The 6,074-nt window shown below is 55.7% G+C and carries 4 protein-coding genes; 3 read left to right on the forward strand and 1 reads right to left on the reverse strand.

The annotated features are described in order from the left end of the window. Position 1 precedes the first annotated feature (1 nt). From BEI65_RS07305 to BEI65_RS07315, 3 genes are all read left to right on the forward strand, one after another. Complete coding sequence (locus BEI65_RS07305; RefSeq protein ID WP_099062758.1) at positions 2 to 2,650, forward strand: bifunctional acetate--CoA ligase family protein/GNAT family N-acetyltransferase; 2,649 nt, start codon at positions 2 to 4, stop codon at positions 2,648 to 2,650. 153 nt (positions 2,651 to 2,803) lie between these two features. Further along, positions 2,804 to 4,159: a CDP-diacylglycerol--serine O-phosphatidyltransferase gene (pssA, locus tag BEI65_RS07310; protein WP_176980159.1), complete on the forward strand. Its 1,356-nt coding sequence runs from the start codon at positions 2,804 to 2,806 to the stop codon at positions 4,157 to 4,159. A 79-nt stretch (positions 4,160 to 4,238) separates the two neighbouring features. Then, the gene (locus BEI65_RS07315) at positions 4,239 to 4,571 is read left to right on the forward strand and encodes a YfiM family lipoprotein (RefSeq protein ID WP_099062760.1); all 333 of its coding nucleotides are present in this window, start codon (positions 4,239 to 4,241) and stop codon (positions 4,569 to 4,571) included. A gap of 1 nt (position 4,572) precedes the next feature. Here the strand turns inward: BEI65_RS07315 and BEI65_RS07320 are convergent, their stop codons facing one another. Further along, complete coding sequence (locus BEI65_RS07320) at positions 4,573 to 5,883, reverse strand: MFS family transporter (RefSeq protein WP_099062761.1); 1,311 nt, start codon at positions 5,881 to 5,883, stop codon at positions 4,573 to 4,575. Between the last annotated feature and the right edge of the window lie 191 nt (positions 5,884 to 6,074).

Genomic DNA, 6,074 nt, shown 5'->3' on the forward strand with positions numbered 1-6,074 from the left:
CATGAGCCAGCGAGGGTTAGAAGCGCTTTTACGTCCTAAATCGATTGCCGTTCTCGGCGCTTCACAACAGCCCGGCCGCGCCGGTAACCTGATGATGAGCAACCTGCTGGCCGGTGGCTTCAACGGGCCGGTGATGCCGGTGACGCCACGCTACAAGGCCGTGTGCGGTGTCATGGCCTACCCGGACGTCGCCAGCCTGCCATTCAGCCCCGATTTGGCGATACTTTGCACCCACGCACAGCGCAACCTGGCACTGATTGAAGATCTGGGGCAACGCGGCTGCAAAACCGCCATTGTGCTCTCCTCCCCGCCGGAACAGTTTGCCGAGCTGAAAGCCTGCGCACAGCGTTATTCGATGCGCCTGCTGGGGCCAAACAGTCTGGGCCTGCTGGCACCGTGGCAAGGCATCAACGCCAGTTTCTCACCGGTGCCCATCCTCAAGGGCAAGCTGGCGTTTATTTCCCAGTCCGCCGCCGTGGCCAATACCATTCTCGACTGGGCGCAACAGCGTGAAGTCGGCTTTTCCTATTTTATCGCGTTGGGTGACAGCCTGGATATTGACGTCGACGACCTGCTGGATTTTCTGGCGCGCGACAGTAAAACCAGCGCCATCCTGCTGTACCTGGAAAATATCAGCGACGCGCGGCGCTTTTTATCCGCCTCGCGCAGCGCTTCACGCAACAAGCCGATTCTGGTGGTTAAAAGCGGGCGCAGCCAGCAGGCCCAACTGTTGCTCAACAGCCAACAGGGGTTGGATGCCGCCTACGATGCCGCCATCCAGCGCGCCGGTTTGTTGCGCGTGCAGGATACCCACGAGTTGTTCTCGGCAGTAGAAACCCTGAGCCATATGCACCCGCTGCGCGGAGAGCGGTTGATGATCGTCAGCAACGGCGCCGCACCGGCCGCGATGGCCCTGGACGAACTGCTGGGCCGCAACGGCAAGCTGGCACAGTTAGGGGACGAAATTCTGGCTCAGTTTGGTGAGGCTTTGCCCGAGTTTATCCATGCGGGTAATCCAATCGATCTGCGCGATGATGCGACGCCACAACGTTATCTGGCGGCGGTCAAAACGCTGCTCGACAGCCATGATTACGACGCCCTGCTGCTGATCCACGCGCCAAGCGCAGCGGCCCCGGGCACTCTCACCGCCGAACGGATTATCGAGGCTGTACGCCAACACCCACGTGGCAAACGTATTACGCTGCTCACCAACTGGTGCGGCGAATACTCTTCGCAGGAAGCCCGGCGACTGTTTACCGAGGCCGGCATTCCAACCTACCGTACCCCGGAAGGCGCGGTGACCGCGTTTATGCATATGGTGGAATATCGCCGTAATCAGAAACAGCTCAAAGAGACGCCGGCGCTGCCGGTCGGCCTGACCGCCAACACCGCCGATGCCCATAGGCTGATTCAGCAGGCGCTGGCCGAAGGCGCTACTCAGCTCGATACCCACGAGGTGCAGTCCATTCTGCAGGCCTATGACCTGACGACACTACCGACCTGGATTGCCGAAGACAGCGCCGAAGCGGTGCATATAGCCGAACAAATTGGCTACCCGGTTGCCTTAAAGCTGCGTTCGCCGGATATTCCCCATAAGTCTGAAGTCCAGGGCGTTATGCTCTATTTGCGCACCGCCACCGAGGTGCAGCGTGCCGCAGAGGCTATTCTCGACCGCGTAAAACGCACCTATCCACAGGCGCGTATTCATGGCCTGCTGGTACAGAGCATGGCCAACCGCGCCGGCGCTCAGGAATTGCGTATAGCGGTGGAACAGGATGCCATTTTTGGCCCACTGATCATGCTGGGTGAAGGCGGCATCGAATGGCGGCAGGAAAATCAGGTCGCAGTGGCGTTACCACCGCTGAATATGGCGCTGGCGCGCTATCTGGTATTGCAGGCAGTGAAAGGCGGCAAGATCCGCGGGCGCAGTGCCCTGAGACCTCTGGATATTCCCGGACTGAGCCGCCTGCTGGTTCAGGTATCCAACCTGATCCTCGACTGCCCGGAAATCACCCGACTGGATATCCACCCGGTACTGGCCTCCGGCAGCGAATTCACCCTGCTGGACGTTTCCATGCAGCTTGCTCCCTTTGAGGGTGACCCGCAGGCACGGCTGGCCATCCGCCCCTATCCTCATGAGCTGGAAGAGACCATTGGCTTGAAAGACGGCTCACAATGCCTGTTCCGGCCAATCCTGCCGGAGGATGAACCTGCGCTGAAACACTTTATCGATCGCGTGACCAAGGAAGATCTCTACTATCGCTACTTCAGTGAGATCAACGAGTTTACCCATGACGATTTGGCTAACATGACGCAGATCGACTACGATCGGGAGATGGCTTTTGTCGCCGTGCGCGATGAACAGATCATCGGTGTAACGCGCGCTCTGTCTGATCCGGACAATACCGACGCGGAATTCGCCGTGCTGGTGCGCTCCGACCTGAAAGGGCTGGGACTGGGCCGTCAACTGCTGGAAAAAATGATTGCCTATGCCCGTGCCCACGGGCTGACCCGTCTGACCGGGATCACCATGCCAAACAACCGCGGCATGATAGGACTGGCACAACGGCTGGGCTTCGGTATCGATGTGCAACTGGAGGACGGTATCGTCAATTTGACCCTGCCGCTACAGGCGGAAGAAGCGCAGTGACCTGTGTCGCAATGCGCTACGAATCCACCACTTAACGCCAAAACATACGCACAATCGAGGCAACTAGTGGTATTATCGCCCGATTATTCGATTTATTGTTTTTCCGTATTTGGCGTTCAGGCCATCTAATCATGAGAGAAGAAGCGCACTGTGATGTTGTCAAAATTTAAACGTAGCAAACATCAACAACACCTTGCACAACTGCCCAAACTCCCCCAGACGGTAGCTGATGTACGCACTTTGTACACACCGTCTGATTACCGCGCCACCCTGCTGGAATTAATCGCTAACGCCACCCAACGCATTTATCTGGTCGCTCTGTATCTGGAGCACGACGACGCCGGGCGCGATATTCTCAACGCACTTTATCAGGCGAAGCAGCGGTGTCCCGAGCTGGAGATTTGCATTCTGGTCGACTGGCATCGCGCCCAGCGTGGGCGCATCGGTGCCGCGGCCGCCAATACCAATGCTGACTGGTACTGCGCCATGGCAGACCAGCATCCGGGGCTGCCCGTGCCAATCTACGGCGTGCCGGTCAATACCCGTGAAGCCTTGGGCGTGTTGCATCTGAAAGGTTTTGTTGTCGACGATACCGTGATTTACAGCGGTGCCAGTATCAACGACGTTTACCTGCATCAGCATGAGAAATACCGCTACGATCGCTACCAGTTGATCACCAACAACCCGTTGGCCAATACCCTGATCGATTACATCAAACAGCACCTGCTCACAGCCGGCGCCGTACAGCGTTTGGATCGTGACGATCGCCCCAAAAGCCCAGAGATCAAAAACGAAACTCGCCTGTTTCGCTTCGGCCTGCGCCGCGCCGGCTATCAGTTTAGTAACAAGGCGAGCAACGATGAGCTGGCGGTAACGCCGCTGGTTGGCCTGGGTAAACAAAGCGTGCTGAATAAAACCATTCACCACCTGATGTCCAGCGCCGATCAGAAACTGACGCTGTGTACCCCCTACTTCAACCTACCTGCCTTGCTGGTGCGCAATATCATCTATCTGCTGCGCCAGGGCAAACAGGTGGAAATCATTGTCGGTGATAAAACCGCTAATGACTTCTATATTCCGGAAGATCAGCCGTTCAAAATTATCGGCGCGCTGCCTTACCTGTACGAAATTAACCTGCGACGCTTTCTCAGCCGCCTGCAGCGTTATGTCGATACCGGCCAGCTGATTGTTCGGCTGTGGAAAGACGGCGATAACAGCTACCACCTGAAAGGCATGTGGGTGGATGACGAATGGCAGTTGATTACCGGCAATAACCTTAACCCACGCGCCTGGCGGTTGGATCTGGAGAATGCCATTCTGATCCACGATCCCAAGCAGGAACTGCGTGAGCAGCGGCACAAAGAGCTAGAGTGCATCCGTACCCATACCACCGTGGTTGGGCACTACCTGGACTTGCAAAGCATCCAGGAATATCCGATCAAAGTGCGTAAGTTGATCCGTCGTCTGCGCCGTATCCGCATCGACCGATTGATTAGCCGTATACTGTAACCGCGCTATAATTCAGCTATCGCAGACCCCGGCCCATGCCGGGGTTTTTTATGTGTCATGACAACAGGATGTTTTCATTATGCGTCTACTCCGCTGCCTGGCTGTGTTGCCCTTTTTACTGTTCACCAGCGGTTGCACACATCTGGCCAATGACCGTTGGACCGGGAAGGACAAGGCTCAGCATTTTGTCTCTTCCGCCGTCTTTGCCGCCGCCGGTGCCGCTTATGGTGACCATCAAAACTGGAGTGAGACCAGCAGCCGTAGCTTCGGCCTGATGTTCTCGATCGGGCTCGGTGCCGCCAAAGAACTGTATGACAGTCGCGAGGGCGGCACCGGCTGGAGCTGGAAGGATTTTGCCTGGGATGTGGCGGGAGCGGCTACCGGTTATAGCCTGTACCAGGCTACCCGCTGATTCACAGTTGGATCTCTTTCCCCCTGCGATGCAAGCGGAGCGAAACGATCAGTGCCAACAGACACATGCCGGAAACATACCAGAAGAAGGCGTTCTCGATGCCGTACGACTTCAGCGACAGCGCAACATATTCTGCAGATCCGCCAAACATCGCGTTAGCCACCGCATAAGACAGACCAACACCTAACGCCCGCACTTCCGGCGGGAACATTTCGGCTTTCAGCAACCCACTGATTGAGGTATAGAAACTGACGATGAACAACGCCATCACGATCAGGCCAAACGCCGCATAGGGGTTGGTGACGTTTTTCAGCGTCAGCAGGATAGGTACCGTCAGTAAGGTGGCGAACGAAGCAAAGATCAGCATTGAACTACGACGACCAATCTTATCCGATAATGCCCCAACCAGCGGCTGTAGCAGCATATAGATAAACAGGGCAGCGGTCATAATACCGCTGGCCAGCTTGGCATCCATCCCCGAGGTATTGACCAGATACTTTTGCATATAGGTGGTAAAAGTATAAAAACTCAGCGAGCCCCCGGCGGTAAAGCCCAGCACCATCAGGAAGGCCTTGCGATTCTTCCACAGCCCTTTCAGCGAACCGGCATCCTTATGGTTACGGGTTTTAGCATCGGAAGTTTCATTCAGTGAGCGGCGCAGATATAACGCCACTACGGCCAATACCGCCCCTATTGCAAAGGGAACACGCCAGCCCCAGGCTTTGAGTTCTTCAGTCGAAAGGATTTGCTGCAGTGCCACCAGAACCAGCAGCGCCAACAGCTGGCCGCCAATCAGCGTGACATATTGGAACGATGCATAGAACCCACGCCGCCCTTTTATCGCCACCTCACTCATGTAGGTGGCACTGGTGCCGTATTCGCCGCCAACCGACAGCCCCTGGAACAGACGGGCAACCAGCAGCAGCACCGGCGCCCAACTGCCGATCGATTCATAAGTCGGTAAGCAGGCGATCACCAGGGATCCGGCGCACATCATACAGACTGAAATCAACATCGAGTTTTTACGGCCATGCTTATCGGCAATATAACCGAATAACCAGCCGCCGATCGGACGCATAAAGAAACCTGCGGCAAACACACCGGCAGTTTGCAGCAGTTGAGTGGTGCTGTTGCCGGCAGGGAAAAACGAAGCGGCAAAGTAAATAGAACAGAACGAGTAAACGTAAAAATCAAACCACTCCACCAGGTTCCCGGATGAAGCCCCAACAATCGCGAAAATACGTTTCTTTTTGTCCTGGACTGCCAGATCGGCGGTATCCCCATCCTCAATGGCCGAGGTTGTTTCTGTCATTTTATATTCTCCGAGCCAGATAAACAGTGAAGTCGGCGTCCTGCCGTTTAAATGTGATTTAATTGTTAGCATTTAGTTAACGATTAAAACAAATAGCGGGCGAAGAATATAGCGTGATTTATGTGATGCACATTGAAGACTGGGGTGAAAATTGAGGGGAATGACGGCAATTCTTTCTTTCGCACACAGCA

Origin of the sequence: Serratia sp. BW106 (genome assembly GCF_002607755.1) — a bacterium.
Classification (GTDB): domain Bacteria; phylum Pseudomonadota; class Gammaproteobacteria; order Enterobacterales; family Enterobacteriaceae; genus Serratia; species Serratia proteamaculans.